Here is a 16964-nt window from a genome sequence, read left to right as displayed (position 1 = left end):
AGGGTGGGGCGCTACCCGATCTCGAGCGCGAAGCCCGCGCCCGACGGCACGACGCGCACGGCGGCGAGATCGGCGACGTGCGCATCCGGCGCGTGCTGCGCCGCTGCGGCACCGACGCCGACGACGCGCATGCCCGCGGCGCGCGCGGCGGCGATCCCCACCGAGGAGTCCTCGAACACGACGCAGTCCGCGGGCGCGATCCCGAGCCGGTCGGCGGCGAGCAGGAACCCCTCGGGGTCCGGCTTGCTCGCCCGGACCGACTCCGCGGTGACCGCGACCTCGGGCACCCGCACTCCGGCGGCGCCCATGCGCGCGTGCAGCAAAGGCGAATCGGCCGAGGTCACCACCGCGTGCGGGAAAGAGGCGAGCGCCTCCACGAACGCGGCGGCGCCCGCGATCTCGACGACGCCGTCCGTCTCGACCGCCTCGCGCGCCAGCATGCCGGCGTTCTCGGCGATGTTCTCGTCTGCGGAGCGCTCGGGCAGCAGGATCGCCATGCTCTCGTGCCCCTGACGGCCGTGGATCACCGACAGTACTGAGCCGCGGGGCACCTCGTGCCGGTCCGCCCACTCACCCCAGAGCCGTTCGACGACCGCGGTCGAGTCGACGAGGGTGCCGTCCATGTCGAGCAGCGCTGCCCGTGCTTCGATGCGTTCCATGGGCTCAGCCTAAGGGAGGCGTCCGAACGCCCGCGGGGCGATGCAGCGCCGTGCGGAGCAGTGCGGATTCGCGACTCACGGCCCGCACGCAGACTCGCTCAGGAGCCCGAGCGGTAACGTGACGTCGTGAACACTGGCACTCCCCCGGCGATCCGTGCGACCGGGCTCGTCAAACGATTCGGCAAGCATACGGCGGTCGACGGCGTCGACCTCGAGGTCGCGCAGGGCGAGGTGGTCGCGTTCCTCGGCCCGAACGGCGCCGGCAAGACCACCACGATCGACATGATCCTCGGCCTCGGTCGCCCCGACGCGGGCTCGGTCGAGCTGTTCGGCATGAGCCCCCGCGCCGCGATCGCGCGCGGACTCGTGTCGGCCGTCATGCAGACGGGCGGCCTGCTCAAGGACCTCACGGTGCGCGACATCATGCGACTGAACGCCTCGCTGTTCACGTCGACCATCGACGTCGACGATGCCCTGGAGCGCGCCGGAATCCTGCAGATCGCCGCGCGCAAGGTCGAGAAGTGCTCGGGCGGCGAGCAGCAGCGGCTCCGCTTCGCGATGGCGCTGCTCTCGGATCCCGGGCTGCTGATCCTCGACGAGCCGACCACCGGCATGGACGTCGAGGGGCGGCGATCCTTCTGGAACGCGATCCACGCGGACGCGGCCCGCGGACGCACCGTCGTGTTCGCGACGCACTACCTCGAGGAGGCCGACCAGTACGCGGATCGCATCGTGCTGATCCGCCAGGGCCGGATCGTGGCCGACGGCTCCGCCGCGGAGATCAAGAGCATGGCGGCCGGCCGCACCGTCGAGGCCGTGCTGGAGGGCGCCGAGGCGAACCGCGCCGAGCTCGAACCCGTGCTGCGCGCGCTGCCCGGCGTCGAACAGGTGGAGCTGCGCGGCGACCGGGTCAAAGTGCGCACGGCGTCGTCGGACGACACGGCCCGGCACCTGCTCACCGCGACCGCGGCGCACGACGTCACCATCACCAGCCAGAACCTGGAGCAGGCGTTCTTGCAGCTCACGGGCGACGCCACCGAACGAGCAAACGCGGAGGCGGCACGATGAGCGGCACGCAGCAGACCCGGCCGGGCCGGATCGACACGGCGAACCGCACGACCCCGCCGTTCGGCGGATTCAACCTGCGGTTCCTCGGCATGGAGCTGAAGCGCAGCTTCCGCAACACGGGAACTCTGATCTTCACCCTCGCATTCCCCATCGGCATGCTCTTCATGATCGCGCTGCCGAACAAGAACACGGCGGCGACCGACGTCCCCATCGCCGAGGGCGGCCTCTCGGCCGCCGTGCCCATCATGATCTCGATGGCGGTGTACGGCGCGATGGTCGCGTCGACCATGATCGGCGTCTCGGTCGCGACGGAGCGTTCGCAGGGCTGGAGCCGCCAGCTGCGGCTCACGCCGCTGAACCCCGGGGTCTACATCGGCGTCAAGATCCTCACGGGGCTCGCGGTCGGCGCGGTCGGCGTCGCCGCGACACTCATCGCCGGCGTCATCATCGGCATCCACGCCCCGCTCGGCAATCTGCTGCTCGCCGGGTTCATCGCCTGGATCTCGTCGCTCATGCTCACCGCGCTGGGCCTCGCGGTCGGCTACGCGTTCCCCGCGCAGAACGCGATGCGCTACCTCGGCCCGATCCTCCCCGTGCTGAGTTTCATGGGCGGCCTGTTCGTGCCGCTGCAGATCCTGCCGCAGGCCCTGCAGATCGCCGCGAAGTTCACGCCGCTGTGGGGCATCGCCGACATGTCGCAGTCGGCGTCGCTCGGCGTCGCACCGGACCCGTGGTCCTACGTGAACTTCATCGTCTGGCTGGCGCTGTTCTCGGGTGCCGCGATCATGATGCTGCGCCGGGACACCGCGCGGGTCTGAGCCCGGCGGGGCGGCTCGGGCCGACGAGGCCGCGCCGGTCCGCAGTGTCGGTGGTGGCTGCCAGACTGCCCCCGTGCTCACCACCTTCGCCGTCAGCGGATACCGCTCCCTCGTCGAGCTCGTGCTGCCGCTCGACCGGCTCACCGTCGTGTCGGGCGCCAACGGCACCGGCAAGTCCAACCTCTATCGGGCGCTGCACCTGCTCGCAGCCGCCGGCGAAGGCCGCACGGTCGGTGCGATCGCTCGCGAGGGCGGACTCTCCAGCGTGCTCTGGGCGGGCCCCGAGCACCCCGGGCGGGGCAGCGGTCAGGGCACGGTGCGCAAACGCCCGGTCTCGCTCCGGATCGGTTTCGCCTCCGACGACTTCGGCTACCTCGCCGACCTCGGCCTGCCGCAGGTCGACCCCGCACGCAGCTTCTTCACCCGCGATCCCGAGATCAAGCGCGAGCAGGTCTTCACCGGCCCGTTCGCGCGACCGGCGTCGGTGGTCATCGACCGCACCCGGGCCGCGGTGCGCGTGCGCGACGGCGGCTGGCGCTCGGTGCCCCAGACGCTCGCACCCGGCCAGAGCGTGCTGCTCGACCTCGAGGATCCCTCGGCGCTTCCCGAGGTCCTGCGGCTGCGGCACGGGATGGCGCAGTGGCGCTTCTACGACCACTTCCGGGCCGACCGTGATGCCCCGGCCCGGCAGCCGCAGGTCGGCACCCGGACCCGCTGGCTGAGCGACGACGGCGCGGATCTCGCCGCGGTCTGGGCGACGGCGATCGAATCCGGCCAGGAAGGACCGCTGGCGTCCGCGGTCGCCGACGCGTTCCCCGGTTCGCACGTCGACATCGACGCCGTCGACGGCGTGTTCCGCCTGCTGTTCTCCCAGCGCGGCCTGCTGCGACCGCTGACCGCTGCGGAGCTCTCGGACGGCACCCTGCGGTGCCTGCTGCTCTGCGCCGCGCTGCTGCCCGCCGATCCCCCGCCGCTCATCGTGGTCAACGAGCCGGAGGCCTCGCTCCACGAGGATCTGCTCGGTCCGCTCGGCTCGCTCCTCACGGAGGCGGCGCGGCGCACGCAGATCATCGTCGTCACGCATTCCACCGCGCTACGGCGCGCGCTCGAACCCCGGGGCACGGCCGTCGAACTCGTGTCGTCGGGCGAAGGCACGAAGGTGCTCGGACAGGGGCTGCTCGACGCTCCGCCCTGGCACTGGCCGTCGCGCTAGCGATCCCAAAACCAAGTCCGTGGATACGGTGACAGATGTGTACGCAGTCGCTACACTTATTCCATGGACACCATCTCGCTCGAAGTCAGCACGCGAGAGCTTCGCGGCCAGCTATCGGACATCCTCAGCCGCGCAGCGTACGCGCACGAACGCATCGGCGTCACCCGCAACGGCAAGCTCGCGGCGGTCGTGGTGGGCGTCGAGGATCTCGAGCTCCTCGAAGAGCTCGAGATGAGCCAGGACCTCGCCGCCTACCGCGATGCGAAGTCGAGCGACGACGGCATCCGAGTCTCACTCGCCGAACTGCGCGGTGACCGCGCGCTGTGATCTACGCCGTCGAATTCACCTCGGCAGCCGCGAAACAGATCCGAAGGCTCCCGCGCCCCGCGCGTGAACGGCTGCTCGACGCGATCGAGAACCTGCAGGCCGATCCCCGACCGCCCGGCGCCAAGAAGCTCGTCGGTGAAGATCTCGCCTGGAGGATCCGGACCGGGGACTACCGGGTGATCTACGAAGTGGCCGACGACCGGCTACTGGTCACCGTCGTCCGGGCCGCGCACCGCCGCGAGGTGTATCGCTGACCGACCGCGGCCCGGTGAGCGGCGACCAGGCCGCTGCGTACGCGACGGGCTGCGCGGTGCGCGCATCGCCCTCGAAGCGCGCGCACGGGTCCTTCCCGATTGTGCCGAGCACGCGCCCGAGCAGCTCCGAGAGCTCGGCCTGCCGAGCGGGCTCGATCGCCTCGAAAACGAGCCGTCGCAACTGCTGCACGTGCGCGACGACGTGCGCCTCGAGGTGCGCCCGGCCGCCTTCCGTGAGCACCACGTCCGTGGCACGGCCGTCATCGGGGTTCTGCTCGCGCTGCACCCAGGACCGCCGTTCGAGCCGGCCGACCGCGACCGACAGCCGCGCGATCGAGACGCTCATGCGGGCCGCGAGCTCGCTCATGGTCCGGATCCCCGATGGCGCTTCCGACAGCGACCCGAGCAGCCGGAAGTCGAGGTACGAGACCCCCGCGTCGCGCTTGAGCCGCGCCTCGATCGCGCTCGGCAGCTCGGCGGTGATCCGCACCAGATTCCGCCAGAGCTCCTGCTCCGCGCCGTCGAGCCGGTCGGCGTCGCTCATGCGCGCTCCCACGCCCCGCCCCGTCCGCGTGTGGAATCGCGGAAGACCACGTCGATCGGTACGTCCCGCCGCCGTGGCGCCGCACCGGAGGCGCGTTCGTCGAGCACCTCCCGCATGATCCGCATGCACTCGCGTCCGAAGACCCGCGGGTGCAGGTCGATCGCGGTGATCGACGGCTCGGTGTAGCGCAGCGCCGGCGAGTCCACTGCCGCGGCGACGAGCAGGTCCTCCCCGACCGTGCGGCCGTACTCCGTCGCGCTGGTGATCACGTTGAGCACCGACCCTTCGGTGAGCGAGATGATCGCGTCGGCCGGATCCGCGTCGCCGAGCAGTTTCCGGGTCGCCGCGATCGTCGAGTCGGTCAGTCCTTCCACGGAGACGGCTTCGATGCGCTCGCGCACTCCGCGTTCGGCGCACCAGTCGCGGTAGGCCTGCGTGATCTCGTCGGACCACCCGCTGAACATCTCGGGCACGATGATCGCGGGGGCGCGCGCACCGTGCTCGGCGAAGTGGTCGAGCAGCTCGCGGGTCGCTGCGGCGTGATCGGAGCGGACCTCGCCGTCGACCGTCCGGTACTCCGCTGGCATGGCTTCGCCGCTCACCACGGGGAGCCCGGGTGCGAGCAGCTGCTCGAGCACGGGATCGTCCGCGACCGGGTCGATGGCGATGATGCCGTCGGCGTCGATGCGGGGCAGCGGTCGTCCGCTCGCCGGCCGCGGCAGGAGCGTCACCAGCAGGCCGGCATCGAGCGCCTCGTCGACCATGCCGAACGCCGCCTCCGTGTAATAACCGAGCGTGGTCGCGATGCTCGGCAGGTAGACGACGATGATCCCGGTGCGCGCGGCGCGGAGGTTGCGGGCCGTCGGGTTCGGTCGGTACCCGAGTTCGGCGGCGGCGGCGCGCACCCGTTCGCGGGTCGCGGCGGACACTCCGGCGCGGTCGGTGAGGGCGAACGACGCCGCTCCGCGCGAGACGCCGGCGAGGTCCGCCACGTCCTGCAGGGTCACGGGGCGTTTGACGGGCATGAAGCGAAGGTATCACCGACGTGCCCGCAGCCGGACCGCGGTACGGGCGGCGGGTTTGCGGTCGCAACTATATCGGTTTAGCATTCACCCCAGACCCGCGAATGCCGTTCGAAGGAGAACCCGTGGCCCAGCAATCTTCCGCGCACCTGCGCCGTACCCTCGGCCTCACCGGCCTCGTCGTCTTCGGCCTCAGCTACATGGCCATCGGTACCGTCTTCACCACCTACGGCATCGTCAACCAGCTGACCGACGGCCACCTCCCGCTCTCGTACGTCATCGCGCTCATCACCATGCTCTTCACCGCCGCGAGCTACGCGGCGATGGTGAAGAAGTTCCCCGTCGCGGGATCCGCCTACACCTACACCCAGCAGGCCTACGGCGGCATCGCCGGATTCATGACCGGCTGGGTGCTGCTGCTCGACTACCTCTTCATCCCGATGATCAACTTCATGATCCTCGGCTTCTACGTCGGCACGCAGTTCCCGAGCGTCCCGCCGCAGGTGTTCGCCTTCGCAGCGCTCGTGCTGGTGCTGGTGTTCAACATCCTGGGCATCAAGATGGTGAACCGGCTCAACACCGCCATCATCGCGGTCTCCCTCGCGACCGCCCTGCTCTTCGTGATCCTGGCGGTGAAGGCCGCGATCAACGACCCGAACGCGCCCGGTCTGCTCGAACCCTTCGTGCCCGGCGCCGAGGGCTTCAGCCCCGCGCTCTCAGGCGCCGCCGTGCTCGCGCTCTCGTTCCTCGGCTTCGACGCCGTCTCGACCCTCTCCGAAGAGGCGAAGAACGCCCGCCGCGACATCCCGCGCGCCATCATGCTCACCACCCTCATCGGCGGTGCGCTCTTCATCTTCATCTCGTGGATCGGCGCGCTGGCCTACCACCCCGCCGACTGGTCGGCGATCCCCGACGAGATGAAGAACGCGGCCGGCGTCGCGCTCGTCTCCCACCTGGGCGGAAGTCTCGCTCCGCTCTTCGAGGCCATCGTCGTGATCGGCTCGATCGCGGGCTGCATCGGATCCGGCCTCGCCGGCCAGGTCTCGGTCGCCCGCATCCTCTACTCGATGGGCCGCGACGGCACCCTCCCGAAGCCCCTCGGCCGGCTCTCGAAGCGCTTCGGCACGCCCGTCGTCGCGGCCGTCACCGTCTCGGTGTTCGCGCTCGCCTGCCTGTTCCTCACCCTCGACCAGGCCGCGTTCATGATCAGCTTCGGCGCCCTGGCGGCGTTCACCATGGTCAACCTCTCGGTGATCCGCGTGTACCTGTTCCCCCGCGGCGGCGCGGGCGACCGCAGTGCGAAGGGCTGGATCCTCTACGGCGTCGTACCCGCCGTCGGCGTCGCGCTCTCGATCTGGCTCTGGACCTCGCTGCACCCCACGACGTGGATCGTCGGCGGAATCTGGGCCCTGATCGGCTTCGCGATCATCGCCGCGAAGACCGGCTTCTTCCGCCGCCCGGTGCCGCGCATGAGCTTCGAGGAGGAGACCCCCTCCACCGAGGCGATCGACGCCTACGCCGACGAGCACCCGCTCGACGAGAACGCCACCCGCTGATCGCACGGAACCGAAGGGAACCCGCAATGACCACTCCTCCGATCGATCTGATCGTCACCGGTGCCCGACTCCACGCCCTCGACGCCGGCGGCGGCGACGGCAGTGCCGGCAGTGCGAACCCCGCGGCCGACGCGATCGCCGTCGCCGGCGACCGGATCGTCGCCGTCGGGCCGCGATCCGAGATCGTCGCACTGGCCGATGAGCGCACCGAGCGTCTCGACTTCGCGGCCGGCACCATCGTCCCCGCGTTCACCGACGCGCACGCGCACCCGGTCGCGAGCGTCTCGATCCCGCAGGGCACCGACCTCTCTGGGGTGCCGACCTTCGCGGCTCTGCGGGAAGCGCTCGCGCGGGGCGCCGCCGAGCAGGCCGGAAGCGACTGGTTCTTCGCCTCGGGGCTGGATCCGAACGCGTTCGAGGGCGCCCCGATCACGAACGGGATCCTCACCGAACTTCTCGGCCCGGATCGGCTCGCCCACGTCGGCATGTTCGACGGCCACTCCGCGCTGGCCTCCGACGCGCTGCTCCGTCTCGCCGGGTTCACCGAGGGGCGCAGCTATCCCGACGGCTCCAGCATCGTCGCCGACGCCGACGGCCGCCCCACCGGGCACGTGCTCGAGTTCAGCGCGCTGAACGACGTACGCGCGCACCTGCCGGCGCGCAGCCCCGAGGAGCAGGCGCACGAGCTGCACGCGCTGCTCGGCGCGATGGCCGCGACCGGCATCGCCCGCGTGCACGTCATGGATCTGCAGGATCCGGACGCCATCGCGATCCTGGAGGCCGCCGAGCGGATCGCCCCGCTCCCCGTCTCGCTGCGCCTCTCGCCGTGGTGCGAGCCCGGCACGACCGACGCGGGGATCGACGAGCTGATCGCCCGGCAGGGCCGCGGCGGGGATCGCTGGAGCGTCGGCGGGATCAAGTTCTTCATCGACGGCACGGTCGAGGGCGGCACCGCCTGGCTCGAGACCCCTGACATCCACGGCGAGAACACCGAGTCGGTCTGGCGCGACCACGCCGCCTACGCCGAGCGGATCGCCCGATTCCACGGGGCCGGGATCCCGACCGCGACCCACGCGATCGGCGAGCGCGGCATCCGGTTCGTCGTCGAGACCCTCGCCGCGCTCCCCGCGGGCGGGCCGCAGCACCGCATCGAGCACATCGAATCGGTCTCGAAGGACGTCATCGAGCGGCTCGCCGCCGCCGGCATCGCCGCGAGCATGCAGCCGACCCACTGCACCCACTACACCCGGGCCGACGGCAGCGACGACTGGTCGCGGCGGTTGGGCGAGACGCGCGCGCATCGCGCCTGGTGCACGCGGGATGTCCGCGACTCGGGCGCGGTCCTCGCCCTCGGCTCCGACTTCCCCGTCGCACCGTTCAACCCGCTCGAGATCATGGCCGACGCGCAACTGCGCCGCCCGGCGGGCTCGCCCGAGGTCGAGCCCGTGCTGCCCGAGCAGGGCCTCACCGCCCGCGAAGCACTCGAGGGCTACACGACGCAGCCCGGCGCGGCCATCGGCGAGCGCTCCGGCGTGCTCGCCGTCGACGAGCCCGCTTCGTTCGCCGTGCTCGACGTCGATCCGCTCGCCGCGGACCCCGACGCGCTCGCGGCGGGCCGGGTGCTGCTGACCGTGTCGGACGGCCTCGTGACGCACCGCGCGTGACCGCAGCCGCCCGGCCACTTCGTGCGCGCCAGATCACCCCGGCGCGCACGCAGTGGCCGGGGCTACCCTGAGGACCATGAGCACTGCGGAGCAGATCCCGAGCACGACCGAAGCGCCGACCATGCGCGCCGTCCGGCAGGAGTCGTTCGGCGGCCCGGAGGTGCTGCACCTGGCGGAGGTGCCTCGCCCCGTTCCCGGGATCGGCGAGGTGCTGATCCGGGTGCGCGCCGCCGGGGTGAACCCCACCGATTGGAAGCACCGCGCCGCCCCCGGATGGGCCGGCGCCCTGCCACTGACCCTCGGCTGGGACGTCGCCGGGGTCGTGGAGGCGGTGGGCCTCGGAGTCACGCTCTTCGCGCCGGGCGACGAGGTCTTCGGCATGCTGCCGTACCCGCACGGAGTCGGATCCCACGCCGAGTTCGTGGTCGGCCCGACGCGCGCCTTCGTGCGCATCCCCGAGGGGATCGGCATCGTGCAGGCCGGCGCGCTGCCGCTCGCGGCGCTCACCGCCTGGCAGTCGCTGGTCGACACCGCGGGCGTCGGACCGGGGCAGCGCGTGCTGGTGCACGCGGCGGCCGGCGGGGTGGGGCACCTCGCGGTCCAGATCGCGAAGGCGCGCGGCGCGACGGTGATCGGCACGGCGAGCGCCGCCAAGCACGAGTTCGTGCGGGGCCTCGGTGCCGACGAGGTGGTCGACTACCGCACCGAGGACTTCGCCGAGGTCGTGCGCGACGTCGACGTCGTGCTCGACACCATCGGCGGCGACTACCAGCTGCGTTCGCTGCGCACGCTCCGCCTCGGCGGAATCATGGTCTCGACGCTCCCCCGCCCGGCCGAGGGGCTCTTCGATCGGGCGGCCGAGCTCGGCGTCCGCGCGGAGCTGATCCTCGTCGAGGCCGACCACGCGGGAATGCTCGCCGTGGCGGAGCTCGCCGCGAACGGTGCGCTCCGCGCCGAGATCGCGGGCGTCTTCCCGATGAGCGAGGCCGCCGCCGCGCACGCCGCGGGCGAGACCGGGCGCACCACCGGCAAGCTCGTGCTGACGATGGGCGGGTGAACCGGGACTCCGGCCTTCCCCCAGCGCGCCGCCGGACGTACGATTCCGGCATGTGCGCGCAGTACGGACTGGGCGGCGGACCCTACGTCGAACCGCCGGACACCCCGATCCCGCCGCTCGACGAGCGGGAATCGGCGGAACGCGTCGCCGAGTGGGCGGCGCAGCGCGACGGCACGGCGCGGATCACCGGCAAGCACGCCCGAAACCTGAACCCGCTGATCCGCGAGGTCGACGGGCAGCGGCGGCTCGACCTGGCCTGGTGGTGGCTCTGGAGGGGCGACGCACCGGCGAGGTTCTCGGCGTTCAATTCCCGCGACGACGCGCTGCTGCGATCCTGGCGCACCCCGTTCCAGCACCGCGCGCTGGTGCCCGCGAGCTGGTACCTGGAGAAGGGGGTGAGGCTCGACCTGGGCGGCGCGATGTTCGGCATCGCCGCGATCACCTCCGCGTCGCACGACGCGAACGGCGAGGAGATCCTGAGCTACTCGCTCGTGACCCGTCGCGCGGTCGGTCCGGCGCTCGACGCGCACTCCGGCGACGGGGAACCGCGCATGCCACTGATCCTCCCTGCCGAGATGCACGACGACTGGCTCGATCCCGAACGGCCCGGCGACCGGGAACTCATCGACCGGGCCGTGCTCGCGTCGGATGGGATCTCGCAGGATCTTCGGCGCTCCTGACCGATCTCGCGGATCGCCGAGCGTCGACTTGCGACCGCCTCCGGAGCCCCTGGATACTCGAACATGTGTTCGAACGATTCGGGGGTGCGAGATGAGCGTCGACGTGCTGCTGGACGATCAGGTCGCGCTCTGGCTCACCGACGGCCGGCCCGACCGCATGGTGTGGCGGAGCGAACGCTGGCGCGTCGTGGACGCCCCGGCTCCGCTCGCCGATGCCGCGGGCGCGAGATGGCGCTTCCACGCACGCTCCGAGATCTCGGGGGCGCTGCGCGAGTTCGAAGCGCGCAGCACGGGCGGCCACTGGTTTGTCGTCGCGGCGCTCGCGCGTTAGCGCACCGACGCCCGATTCCGGCTCCGCCGCCGCGAGATCCAGACCACCCCGGCCCCGATCGCGAGCACGACGATCGCGATTCCGACGATGTACGCCGCGACCAGCGGGTAGCCGCCGGGCTGGTTCGGATTGAGGAACGGGTACGGATACCAATAGGGCAGACCCGTCGCGGGACTCGTGACGAGCGGCCCGCGCACGAGCGTGTACACCGCCCAGAGCACCGGGAACGCCGCGATCACGGCGACCGTGCGCTTTCGCAGCGGCCCGCGCCCCGGCGCGACGAGCACGTCGGCGAGCAGCAGCAGCGGCCCGACCAGGTGCATCATCTCGTTCGCCCAGGCCACGGTCGCGCCCTGCGGCAGTTCGATCCCGCGCAGCAGGATGTTGTAGACGATGCCGGTGGTGATCATGTAGGTCGAGGCGCAGGCCAGCAGGATCGCGAGCCCGCGGGGCTCCCGTTCGCCCTCCGCAGCGCGGAGCCCCCAGAGGCCGGCGAGCAGCAGCGCGACCACCGCGGTCAGGTTCGACTCGATCGTGAAGAAGCTCGCGAAGTTGGCGAGCACGGTCGGCAGGTGCGACCCGTGCGGCGTGGTCGCCTCGAGCGCATTCGTCACCGTGATGATCAGCTGATGCACGACCGCGGCGAGGATCAGCGCCGACCCGAGGAGCCGAACGAAGGACCAGGCTCTCATGCCGCGGGGCGAGTTCATGACACGAACATAGCGGCTGGGGCACTCTGCCGGCACCCCGCTCCACGCGGACGCGGATCCGGGTGCCGGCAGAGTGGAACGACGGGCCCCGTGCAGGGGGGAGGGCGCTCGTCGCCGCGCGCATGCGCGACCCAGCACTTACCTTACCTCAGTAAGGAAAAAGGGTCGATGCTCTATCCTTGCGAGCAATGAGCAAAGCAGCAGGAACCTCTTCCGGGCGGCCCCGCGACAAGAGCATCGACGAAGCGCTCAAGCGCGCTTTCGAGGGCCTCGCCATCGATTCGGAGATCCGCTCGATCTCCATGAAAGACCTGATCACCCGAGCCGGGACCAACCGTGACGCCTTCTACCGGCGTTACAACTCGCTCGGGCACTTCCTGGTCGACGTCGCGGTGCACCGCTACGCGCTCGACCCCGCGTCCGACACCGGCACCCTCCTCGGCGACATCGAGTCCGTCGTGCAGGATCAGGTGAACATGTACACCGACGGCGTCTGCCGCGAACTGATCCCGCTGCTGCTCGACGCCAGCGCGAAGGACGACGTCGTCGCCGAACTGTTCGCCTCCCAGTTCATCCACCCCCAGCGGGAGTCCTGCCGCCGCATGCTGCAGCGCGCGGTCGACCGCGGCGAGATCGATCCCCCGGAAGACGCGGAGTACGTGATCGACCTGCTCTACGGCCCGCTGCTGCTGCGCGCCGCGCTCCCCGGCGAAGCGCCCATCACCGAGAAGATCGTCCGGCAATCGGCGCGCACCGCGATGCGCGAGCTGGGGGCCGCACTGCCCGAGGACGCGCGCGACTGAGCCGGCGCACCGCGCGAACGGCAGCGGGCCGGGATCCTTCCGACGAGGAGGATCCCGGCCCGCCGTCGCAGATGCCGGCCTCGATCGATCAGAAGTCGAAGAGCTCGCCGAGGAATCCCTCGCGGCGGCGTTTCTTGCCCGAGCGCTGGTCGTAGTCGCGATCGTGGCCCCGATCACGACCGCGGTCGAAGCTGCGGTCGCGTCCGTGGTCCGAGAAGCGACCCCGGTCGTCGACCGGCGCCTGCGGAGCGGCGGGAGCGGTGCGGCCGTACTCGGTCGCGGCGCGGTCGATGATCTTGTCGAGCTCGCCGCGGTCCAGCCAAATGCCCCGGCACTGCGGGCAGTAGTCGATCTCGACTCCGGAGCGCTCCGACATCACCAGGTCGGTCGCGTCGATGGGACATTTCATGATGGTTCTCCTTCGGGGATTCGGGAATTCGGTGGTTGCAGCGGTTCGACTGCTTCGGACGTGGGGTCAGGTCCCGGACTTCGCGGCGAGCGCCCGATCGAGCGCGTCGGTCAGGTCGGTGACGCTCGTGAGCTCGAGCTTGCGCCCGTCCAGGAAGAAGGTCGGCGTGCCGGTCGCCCCGAGCAGGCGCGCGGCGTCGAAGTCCTTCTGCACCCGCTCGCGGGTCTTCGGGTCGGCGACCGCGGCGTCGTAGGCGGCGAGATCGAGACCCAGGCGCTTCGCGTACTCGCGGAATCGTGGCGCCTCCGAGGCCTGCTTCTCACCCCACTCCGCCTGGGTCTCGAACATCTGCCGGTACATCTGCTCGAACTTGCCCTGCTGCGCAGCGGCCTCGACCGCGAGCGCGGCGGTCATCGAGTTCTTGTGCCCCGGCATCGGGAAGTAGCGGATCACGTAGGTGAGCTTGCCGTCGTACTGCGTGCGGATCTCCTCGCCGTACGGATAGAAGGCGCCGCAGGCCTCGCACTCGAAGTCGAGGAACTCGACGAGGGTGGGGGCGCCCGGACCGCCGTCGTCGAGCACATGCGAGTCCGCCGCAACGACGTCGGCCGCCGAGGCGGGCGCGTCGGCGCTCGGCGCGGGGGTCGCCGGCCGAGCCAGGATCGAAACCGCGATCGCGACGACTGCGAGCAGGATCGCCGCGGGGATCACGATCAGGGCCGTCCGCGTCGAGGTCGAGAGCCGTTTGGGCCGGGTGGGGTCGGAAGGGGTGGTCATGCGCTGCTCCTCTGCCGTTCCGCCGGTCACCGGATGTTCTTGGTCAGGAAGACCATGGGGTCGATGGGCTTGTCGTCCTGCCGCATCGCGAGGTGCAGGTGTGCGCCGAAGGCCATGCCCGTCGCGCCGACCCGGCCGGCCGTATCGCCGATCTTCACCTGCTGGCCGACCTGGAAGCTGCTCGAGTCGTTCTGCATGTGGCAGTACCGGCTCGTGACATCGCGCCCGCCGATCTTGTGCTGCACCTTGAGGCCGAAGCCGCAGCCGTCGATCGTCTGCCCGGCCTCGAGCACGATCCCGCTCGCGATGATCCGGATTGGTGTGCCGTCGGCCGCCGCGAAGTCCTGCGCGTCGTGGAACTGGGCGACGGGGGCGGTGCGATAGCCGAACGGGTCGGTCAGGGGCACCTGGGCGTCGAACGGATAGCGCACCTTCGAGTCGGACAGCCCCGAGAGGTCGGGGGATCCCGGTTTCGCCTCGGGCGCGGTCTCGATCGGCGAGATGGCGTCGAAGGCCCGCTCGCCGGAGCCGAGCGCCGTGCCGCCCGTGCCGCTCAGGTGCTGCGCGGGTGCCGCGGCGGCGAGCGCGATACCGGATCCGGACGCTCCCGCCTGCTGCGGCTGGGCGAGAAGCGGCGCGGCGAGACCCGCGACCATGACGCAGGCGCCGAGTGCGGCGGTGGTCGCGGTCACTGCGCGCCGCAGCCGCCGTGCCGCGGTGGGTGGGGCGCTCTCGGGTTCCGCCGCTTCGAGCGCGGGCTGCGGCCCATCGGCCGACATCAGGTGGATCGGGTTCGGCGTGCGGAGCTCACCGCGGGGGTGCGGCTCGGGCGCGTTCGGGAATTCGGTGCTCACGCGAACAGCACCGCCGTGAGCGCGTAGCTCAGGCCGGCGACGACGAGCGCTGCCGGGACGATGAGCACGGTGAAGACGATGGGGTTGCGGAACGGATGCTTGGTCGAGCGCATCGAGGACTCCTCTGGGTATCGGTCGTCGGGGATCCGCGTGCGGCCGGAACGGTCGCCGCGGAACGGTCTGCTGCGCGGCGGCTCACCATCCGATGCGGAGGCATGGGGCAGGAGCGGCGGCGGCACCGACGATCAGGTACGGAGGACGGAGAGCGCGAAGGGGGATGGGGGCTCGACGAAGGGGCGACCGGGTGCGCGGACGCGGAGGACGACGAACGCCCGCTTCGAGAGGGTGCTCGTGCGGCCGCGGTTCCGACGGATCGCGACGGCGAAGGTGAGGAGGAGCGCCAGCACGCAGACCGAGACCAAGTCGAGGCAGCCGCCGATCGGGGCCGCGGTGTCGTGGCCTTCCGCGGGAGTGCTGCGCATGCGCTCCTGTCCGGTCAGGCCCTGGTTCGAGGGGACCGGGGCTGCCGCCGCGGCGGCGCCGTCGTGGGGTGCGATCCGAGTCTCGGTGGATCCGGATGCGACGCTCGACGCGGCGGGAACCGCTGCGCCGTGCGCGGGATCCACGTCGCGGAGGGCGTGCATGCCGAGCAGGCCGAGCACGATCGCCGCGACCGCGAGCACGATCCAGGGCGTGGCGGAGCCCGGTGCGCTCCGGCGCGCGATCGCGCGTGCCTGCTCCATGCTCCACCTCCCGGTCGGAATCGCTGCGGACGAACAGAAAACCCAGCCAAGCTAACACTCGTCCCTGAGATCGACGGGAGAATCGAGCCTTCTCAAAATCGCCATCAGGCGATACCATCGTCATATGACGATGAATGCGATCGAGCCGGTGGTCCTGGACCCGCAGGCCACCGCGGCCTACGCCCACCTCTTCCAGGGCCTCGCGGATCCGACCCGCCTCGCGGTGCTGCAGCACCTCGCCTCGGGCGAGCACCGGGTGCGCGACCTGGTGCAGCACATGGGCTTCGCGCAGTCGACGGTCAGCAAGCACCTGAGCTTCCTGCTCGAGTGCGGCCTCGTCGCGGTCCGTCCCGACGGACGCGCCTCCTGGTACTCGCTCGCGCACCCCGGGCAGCTGAGCACCGTCATCGCCGCCGCCGAAGCGCTGCTCGAAGCGGCCGGAACGCGGGCGATCCTCTGCTCGCACCTCCGTACCCCCCGAACCGCGGCGCCGGCCGCCGAGCGAAAGGACCACTGATGGGCGCAGGACACGATCACGGACCCGCAGTCGGCGAAGCCGGCCATCCCGGAGACCACCGCAAGCGGCTGGCGATCGCCTTCGCGATCACCTCGATCATCGTGGTGGCCCAGGCGGTGGGCTCCTGGGTGACCGGCAGCCTCGCACTGCTGACCGACACGGCGCACGCCCTGACCGACGCGACAGGCCTGCTCGTCGCCCTCATCGCCGGAACGCTGATGCTCCGCCCCGCCTCGTCGAAGCGCACCTGGGGCTTCCGCCGCATCGAGGTGATCGCGGCGCTCGGCCAGGCGACCCTGCTGCTCGTGGTCGGTGTCTACGCCGCGATCGAGGGCGTGCGCCGCCTCTTCGCGCCGCCCGAGGTCCCGGCGGGCGAGCTCCTCGTGTTCGGCGTGATCGGCCTCGTGGCGAACATCGTCGCCCTGCTGATCCTGTCGTCCAGCCGCGGCGCGAACTTCAACATGCGGGCGGCCTTCCTCGAGGTGATGAACGACGCGCTCGGCTCCCTCGGCGTCATCGTCGCGGCGATCGTCATCGCGACGACCGGCTTCCAGCAGGCGGACGCGCTCGCGGGCCTCTTCATCGCCGCCCTGATCGTGCCCCGCGCGTTCACCCTCATGCGGGAGACCGCGGGCGTGCTCATGGAGTTCACTCCGAAGGGGCTCGATCTCGACGAGGTGCGCGCGCACATCCTGCGCCTCGACCACGTGCTCGACGTGCACGACCTGCACGCGTCGACCGTCGCGACCGGCCTGCCGACCCTCACCGCGCACATCGTGGTCGACGACGAGTGCTTCACCGACGGTCATGCGGCCGAGACGCTCAGCACGGTGAAGTCCTGCGTCGCAGAGCACTTCAAGGTCTCGGTGCAGCACTCGACGTTCCAGATCGAGACGGAGGAGATCCGCGACCAGGAGGGCAGCGCGGTGCGGCACGCCTGATCCGGCCAGGTGGTACG

21 protein-coding genes are annotated in these 16964 nt (G+C 71.2%); 13 read left to right on the top strand and 8 right to left on the bottom strand.

All coding sequences use genetic code 11. The features are described 5' to 3' along the window. Positions 1–11: 11 nt before the first annotated feature. Positions 12–659, bottom strand: a complete 648-nt coding sequence (locus tag BMH31_RS07425) for an HAD-IA family hydrolase (protein ID WP_099724623.1) — start codon at positions 657–659, stop codon at positions 12–14. Between the two features lie 126 nt (positions 660–785). Here BMH31_RS07425 and BMH31_RS07420 point away from each other — a divergent pair, with 126 nt between their 5' ends. The 5 genes from BMH31_RS07420 to BMH31_RS07400 all read left to right on the top strand — a co-directional run bounded on the left by BMH31_RS07420 (position 786) and on the right by BMH31_RS07400 (position 4339). Further along, positions 786–1727 carry an ABC transporter ATP-binding protein gene (locus tag BMH31_RS07420; protein ID WP_199068383.1) on the top strand — a complete coding sequence of 314 codons (942 nt, stop codon included), beginning with the start codon at positions 786–788 and terminating at the stop codon, positions 1725–1727. Further along, complete coding sequence (locus BMH31_RS07415; protein ID WP_099724622.1) at positions 1724–2545, top strand: ABC transporter permease; 822 nt, start codon at positions 1724–1726, stop codon at positions 2543–2545. The genes BMH31_RS07420 and BMH31_RS07415 overlap by 4 nt, the downstream gene beginning before the upstream one ends. Positions 2546–2618: 73 nt before the next feature. Beyond that, positions 2619–3758 carry an AAA family ATPase gene (locus BMH31_RS07410; RefSeq protein ID WP_099724621.1) on the top strand — a complete coding sequence of 380 codons (1140 nt, stop codon included), beginning with the start codon at positions 2619–2621 and terminating at the stop codon, positions 3756–3758. 63 nt (positions 3759–3821) lie between these two features. Continuing rightward, positions 3822–4085 (top strand): type II toxin-antitoxin system prevent-host-death family antitoxin, encoded by a 264-nt coding sequence (locus BMH31_RS07405; RefSeq protein WP_099724620.1) that lies wholly within the window; start codon positions 3822–3824, stop codon positions 4083–4085. Beyond that, entirely contained in the window at positions 4082–4339 is a 258-nt protein-coding gene (locus BMH31_RS07400; RefSeq protein WP_099724619.1) for a type II toxin-antitoxin system RelE/ParE family toxin, read from the top strand. Before BMH31_RS07405 ends, BMH31_RS07400 begins: the two co-directional genes overlap by 4 nt. On the opposite strand, the gene BMH31_RS07395 is transcribed toward BMH31_RS07400, so the two are convergent. Together BMH31_RS07395 and BMH31_RS07390 are read right to left on the bottom strand one after the other, a co-directional pair. Continuing rightward, on the bottom strand, positions 4296–4883 hold the full coding sequence (locus BMH31_RS07395) for a MarR family transcriptional regulator (RefSeq protein WP_099724618.1): 588 nt from the start codon (positions 4881–4883) through the stop codon (positions 4296–4298). The two genes, BMH31_RS07400 and BMH31_RS07395, sit on opposite strands and share 44 nt — an antisense overlap. Then, positions 4880–5908, bottom strand: a complete 1029-nt coding sequence (locus tag BMH31_RS07390; RefSeq protein ID WP_099724617.1) for a LacI family DNA-binding transcriptional regulator — start codon at positions 5906–5908, stop codon at positions 4880–4882. The genes BMH31_RS07395 and BMH31_RS07390 overlap by 4 nt, the downstream gene beginning before the upstream one ends. Positions 5909–6030: 122 nt before the next feature. Between BMH31_RS07390 and BMH31_RS07385 the strand changes: the two genes are divergently transcribed. The 5 genes from BMH31_RS07385 to BMH31_RS07365 all read left to right on the top strand — a co-directional run bounded on the left by BMH31_RS07385 (position 6031) and on the right by BMH31_RS07365 (position 11193). Next, positions 6031–7461, top strand: coding sequence for an amino acid permease (locus BMH31_RS07385; RefSeq protein WP_241898188.1), 1431 nt, complete (start codon positions 6031–6033; stop codon positions 7459–7461). Between the two features lie 26 nt (positions 7462–7487). After that, positions 7488–9125, top strand: coding sequence for an amidohydrolase (locus BMH31_RS07380; protein WP_099724615.1), 1638 nt, complete (start codon positions 7488–7490; stop codon positions 9123–9125). 76 nt (positions 9126–9201) lie between these two features. Continuing rightward, the gene (locus BMH31_RS07375) at positions 9202–10182 is read left to right on the top strand and encodes an NADP-dependent oxidoreductase (RefSeq protein ID WP_099724614.1); all 981 of its coding nucleotides are present in this window, start codon (positions 9202–9204) and stop codon (positions 10180–10182) included. Between the two features lie 50 nt (positions 10183–10232). Further along, on the top strand, positions 10233–10862 hold the full coding sequence (locus BMH31_RS07370; RefSeq protein WP_099724613.1) for an SOS response-associated peptidase family protein: 630 nt from the start codon (positions 10233–10235) through the stop codon (positions 10860–10862). Between the two features lie 91 nt (positions 10863–10953). Beyond that, positions 10954–11193, top strand: a complete 240-nt coding sequence (locus tag BMH31_RS07365; RefSeq protein WP_099724612.1) for a hypothetical protein — start codon at positions 10954–10956, stop codon at positions 11191–11193. On the opposite strand, the gene BMH31_RS07360 is transcribed toward BMH31_RS07365, so the two are convergent. Then, positions 11190–11903: a Pr6Pr family membrane protein gene (locus BMH31_RS07360; RefSeq protein WP_241898187.1), complete on the bottom strand. Its 714-nt coding sequence runs from the start codon at positions 11901–11903 to the stop codon at positions 11190–11192. The two genes, BMH31_RS07365 and BMH31_RS07360, sit on opposite strands and share 4 nt — an antisense overlap. A gap of 188 nt (positions 11904–12091) precedes the next feature. Here BMH31_RS07360 and BMH31_RS07355 point away from each other — a divergent pair, with 188 nt between their 5' ends. Next, complete coding sequence (locus BMH31_RS07355) at positions 12092–12706, top strand: TetR-like C-terminal domain-containing protein (RefSeq protein ID WP_099724610.1); 615 nt, start codon at positions 12092–12094, stop codon at positions 12704–12706. Between the two features lie 88 nt (positions 12707–12794). Here BMH31_RS07355 and BMH31_RS07350 read toward each other — a convergent pair whose 3' ends face one another. The 4 genes from BMH31_RS07350 to BMH31_RS07335 form a co-directional block, all read right to left on the bottom strand. Then, positions 12795–13115, bottom strand: a complete 321-nt coding sequence (locus BMH31_RS07350) for a zf-TFIIB domain-containing protein (RefSeq protein ID WP_099724609.1) — start codon at positions 13113–13115, stop codon at positions 12795–12797. A 66-nt stretch (positions 13116–13181) separates the two neighbouring features. Further along, complete coding sequence (locus tag BMH31_RS07345) at positions 13182–13892, bottom strand: thioredoxin domain-containing protein (protein ID WP_099724608.1); 711 nt, start codon at positions 13890–13892, stop codon at positions 13182–13184. A 26-nt stretch (positions 13893–13918) separates the two neighbouring features. Beyond that, positions 13919–14746, bottom strand: coding sequence for a M23 family metallopeptidase (locus BMH31_RS07340; protein ID WP_241898186.1), 828 nt, complete (start codon positions 14744–14746; stop codon positions 13919–13921). A 245-nt stretch (positions 14747–14991) separates the two neighbouring features. Continuing rightward, positions 14992–15489, bottom strand: coding sequence for a hypothetical protein (locus tag BMH31_RS07335; RefSeq protein ID WP_099724607.1), 498 nt, complete (start codon positions 15487–15489; stop codon positions 14992–14994). A 124-nt stretch (positions 15490–15613) separates the two neighbouring features. Here BMH31_RS07335 and BMH31_RS07330 point away from each other — a divergent pair, with 124 nt between their 5' ends. Together BMH31_RS07330 and BMH31_RS07325 are read left to right on the top strand one after the other, a co-directional pair. Beyond that, on the top strand, positions 15614–16006 hold the full coding sequence (locus tag BMH31_RS07330; protein ID WP_241898185.1) for a metalloregulator ArsR/SmtB family transcription factor: 393 nt from the start codon (positions 15614–15616) through the stop codon (positions 16004–16006). Next, positions 16006–16947, top strand: coding sequence for a cation diffusion facilitator family transporter (locus BMH31_RS07325; RefSeq protein ID WP_099724606.1), 942 nt, complete (start codon positions 16006–16008; stop codon positions 16945–16947). Before BMH31_RS07330 ends, BMH31_RS07325 begins: the two co-directional genes overlap by 1 nt. Positions 16948–16964 lie beyond the last annotated feature (17 nt).

This window comes from Leucobacter sp. OLIS6 (assembly GCF_002752355.1).
In the GTDB taxonomy this organism is placed as follows: domain Bacteria; phylum Actinomycetota; class Actinomycetes; order Actinomycetales; family Microbacteriaceae; genus Leucobacter.
Note: the sequence above shows the minus strand (reverse complement) of the source record. Positions and strands in the feature narration are given on the sequence as shown.

Coding starts and splice junctions, on each gene's coding strand:
- BMH31_RS07425 (WP_099724623.1), bottom strand. CDS start 659: ATGGAACGCATCGAAGCACGGGCAGCGCTGCTCGACATGGACGGCACC.
- BMH31_RS07415 (WP_099724622.1), top strand. CDS start 1,724: ATGAGCGGCACGCAGCAGACCCGGCCGGGCCGGATCGACACGGCGAAC.
- BMH31_RS07405 (WP_099724620.1), top strand. CDS start 3,822: ATGGACACCATCTCGCTCGAAGTCAGCACGCGAGAGCTTCGCGGCCAG.
- BMH31_RS07395 (WP_099724618.1), bottom strand. CDS start 4,883: ATGAGCGACGCCGACCGGCTCGACGGCGCGGAGCAGGAGCTCTGGCGG.
- BMH31_RS07390 (WP_099724617.1), bottom strand. CDS start 5,908: ATGCCCGTCAAACGCCCCGTGACCCTGCAGGACGTGGCGGACCTCGCC.
- BMH31_RS07380 (WP_099724615.1), top strand. CDS start 7,488: ATGACCACTCCTCCGATCGATCTGATCGTCACCGGTGCCCGACTCCAC.
- BMH31_RS07375 (WP_099724614.1), top strand. CDS start 9,202: ATGAGCACTGCGGAGCAGATCCCGAGCACGACCGAAGCGCCGACCATG.
- BMH31_RS07370 (WP_099724613.1), top strand. CDS start 10,233: ATGTGCGCGCAGTACGGACTGGGCGGCGGACCCTACGTCGAACCGCCG.
- BMH31_RS07365 (WP_099724612.1), top strand. CDS start 10,954: ATGAGCGTCGACGTGCTGCTGGACGATCAGGTCGCGCTCTGGCTCACC.
- BMH31_RS07360 (WP_241898187.1), bottom strand. CDS start 11,903: ATGAACTCGCCCCGCGGCATGAGAGCCTGGTCCTTCGTTCGGCTCCTC.
- BMH31_RS07355 (WP_099724610.1), top strand. CDS start 12,092: ATGAGCAAAGCAGCAGGAACCTCTTCCGGGCGGCCCCGCGACAAGAGC.
- BMH31_RS07350 (WP_099724609.1), bottom strand. CDS start 13,115: ATGAAATGTCCCATCGACGCGACCGACCTGGTGATGTCGGAGCGCTCC.
- BMH31_RS07345 (WP_099724608.1), bottom strand. CDS start 13,892: ATGACCACCCCTTCCGACCCCACCCGGCCCAAACGGCTCTCGACCTCG.
- BMH31_RS07335 (WP_099724607.1), bottom strand. CDS start 15,489: ATGGAGCAGGCACGCGCGATCGCGCGCCGGAGCGCACCGGGCTCCGCC.
- BMH31_RS07330 (WP_241898185.1), top strand. CDS start 15,614: ATGACGATGAATGCGATCGAGCCGGTGGTCCTGGACCCGCAGGCCACC.
- BMH31_RS07325 (WP_099724606.1), top strand. CDS start 16,006: ATGGGCGCAGGACACGATCACGGACCCGCAGTCGGCGAAGCCGGCCAT.